Below are 2619 nucleotides of genomic sequence, written 5' to 3'. Positions count from 1 at the left end.
GGCGGCGGGCGGTCCCGCCGCGGCAGGGTCAGAGGCGGACCGGCATGAGGATGGAGAAGGCGTCCGCGTCGTCCGGGCGGCGCAGCGCCAGCGGGGCGATCGGGCCGTCCAGCTCCAGCACCAGCTGGCCCCGGTCCCCGGCGTCCAGCGCGTCGAGCAGGTACTCCCGGTTCACCCCCACCCGCACCGCGTCCGGGTCCGCCGCCTCGTCCGGCCCGACCAGGCGCAGCCCGCCCCGGTCGTCCAGACCGAGCACGCTCACCTCGTGGCTCGTCCCGTTGTACTCCCGCAGCAGCACCGGGGCACCGTCGGCGGTGAGCGCGCCGCGCAGCGCGGCCACGTCGACCGGGATCCGGTACGCGGGCGAGTCGTCGACCCGCCCGTGCAGGAGCCGGCGGTAGTCCGGGAAGTCGTACGGCAGCACGGTGGCGCCCACCCGGCGCCCGGCGACCGACCCCTCCACCCGGTCCGCAGCGACGGTGAGGTGCGCCTCCGGGGTGATGCCCACCCCGGTGTCGAGCAGCGCGCGCAGTTCGTCGACCGCGGCCACCGGCAGCAGCGCCCGCACCGGCGGTCCGTCGACCTTCCCGCCGGCGCGGGCCACCGCCAGCCGGTGCCGGTCGGTGGCGACCAGCCGTACGCCGTCCGGCTCCACCTCCAGCAGCACGCCGGCCAGCACCGGCAGGTCGGGGTCGGCGCCGACGGCGAACCGGACGGCGTCCACGGCGGCGGCGAGGTCGGTGCGGGACAGCACGAGTCGGGTGGTCACGGGGATCTCCTCCGGGTCGAGCAGGGCGCGGATCCGGGAGAGCTCACGGCGGGCGTCGGCGAGGCCGTCCTCCAGCCGGCGCAGGTGCGCGTCCAGCAGCCGGTGCACCGCGGTCGGCTCGTGCCGGTGCCGCAGCGCCTCCGCGATGCCGGCCAGCGGCATGCCGACCCGGCGCAGCCCGGCGACCAGCCGGGCGGGGCCGACCTGGTCGTCGGTGTACCAGCGGTAGCCGGTGACCGGGTCGACCCGGGCCGGGACCAGCACGCCGGAGCGGTCGTAGAACCGCAGCGCGCTGACCGTCAGCCCGCTGGCCCGGGCCAGCTCGCCGATGCTGCGCAGTTCGCTCTCCACGAGGTCGGATCGTGGGCCCTCAACCCGGTCGAGGGTCAAGCGCCCGCACCCCCGTCGAGCACCCGGAAGGTGATCCCGGCCCGGACCAGCCGGCCCAGCAGGGCGTCGCCCATCGCCGCCGCCGTGGTCACCTGACCGGCGGTCGCCGGAAGGTCGTCGAAGGCCAGGCAGAGGGCGGACTCGGCGAGCATCTTCGCCGTCTCGTCGTAGCCGGGGTCGCCGCCGGCCACCTCGGTGCGGACCGTCCGCCCGCCGCCGCTGCCGACGAACCGGACCCGGAACCAGGACTTCGCCCGCTGCTCGGCGCTCGGCCCCTGCCCGGAGGCGAGCCGGCCGAGCAGCCAGCGCCGGGTGGGCGGCAGCTTCACCAGCCCGGCCAGGCCGGCCATGCCGACCCCGGCGGCCAGGATGGTCGGCAGCCGCTTCACCGCGGCGAAGTGGCGGTAGCGGAAGTCGGGGCCGTACTCCGGGCAGGCGGCCGCCGATCGGCGGACCACCTGCGGGTCGATGGTCGGCAGCGGCACCGCCCACAGGCCGAACTCCCTGACCCGGCCGACCCGGCCCGGCACGGCCCGCGCACGGCGTCCCGCCGGCCGCGGCTCGATCGCCTTGCGGGCCTGCGCCGCCCGGCGCATCTCCCCGGTCCGGGAGAAGGCGGTCAGCGCGGAGTGGTACGTGCCGGCGGAGAACCGGCCGCCGGCCCGGACGTAGCCGTCCACGGCGACCGGACCGTCGGTGGGCAGGTGCTTGACGGTGAACCAGGCGCCCAGGTCGTGCGGGACCGAGTCGAAGCCGCAGGCGTGCACCAGCCGGGCCCCGGTGCGGACCGCCTCGGCGTGGTGCCGCACGTACATCAGGTCCACGAACTCCGGCTCGCCGGTGATGTCCAGGTAGTCCGTACCGGCGGCGGCGCACGCCGCGACCAGCGGCTCCCCGTGGTGGATGTACGGCCCGACGGTGCTGGCGACCACCCGGGCGCTCTCCGCCACGGCGCGCAGCGACGCCGGGTCGGTCACGTCGGCGGTGAGCAGGGGCAGCCCGGCCAGCTCCGGGCCGGTCGCGGTGAGCCGGTCCCGCACCGCGGCCAGCTTGCCGGGGTTGCGTCCGGCGAGCGCCCAGCGCAGCCCGTCCGGGGCGTGCCGGGCCAGGTACTCGGCGGTGAGGCCGCCGGTGAACCCGGTGGCGCCGAAGAGGACGAGGTCGTACGGGCGGTCGTCGCGCATCCGCCGAGTGTGCCACCCGCGGCCGGCGGGATCACGGGGCGAAGACCGCCCGGACGCAGCCGTCGGCCCGGTCGCGGAACAACGCGTACCCGGCGGCGCCCCGCTCCAGCGGCAGCCGGTGGGTGGCCAGGTGTTCGGTGCGCAGCTCGTCGCGGGCCATCCGGTCCAGCAGCGTCGGGATCCAGCGTCATTCCCCCGTTCTCGCCGGTACACCAAGCCTGCCTGCGTCGCACCCTGACGGGCACGCCCGGCAGGAACCATCGACGTTGGGACCCG

2 protein-coding genes and 1 pseudogene are annotated in these 2619 nt (G+C 77.0%); all 3 read right to left on the bottom strand.

The features are described from left to right. Positions 1-28 precede the first annotated feature (28 nt). Positions 29-1108, bottom strand: coding sequence for a DNA polymerase III subunit beta family protein (locus ACWEVO_RS34705; protein ID WP_452311642.1), 1080 nt, complete (start codon positions 1106-1108; stop codon positions 29-31). Between the two features lie 47 nt (positions 1109-1155). Continuing rightward, positions 1156-2343, bottom strand: a complete 1188-nt coding sequence (locus tag ACWEVO_RS34700) for a saccharopine dehydrogenase family protein (RefSeq protein ID WP_452311641.1) — start codon at positions 2341-2343, stop codon at positions 1156-1158. A 17-nt stretch (positions 2344-2360) separates the two neighbouring features. After that, positions 2361-2530 (bottom strand): annotated as a pseudogene (locus ACWEVO_RS34695) (glutathione-dependent formaldehyde dehydrogenase); the annotation flags it as partial. Positions 2531-2619: the final 89 nt, after the last annotated feature.

The organism is Micromonospora sp. NPDC003776 (assembly GCF_053605645.1).
Note: the sequence above shows the minus strand (reverse complement) of the source record. Positions and strands in the feature narration are given on the sequence as shown.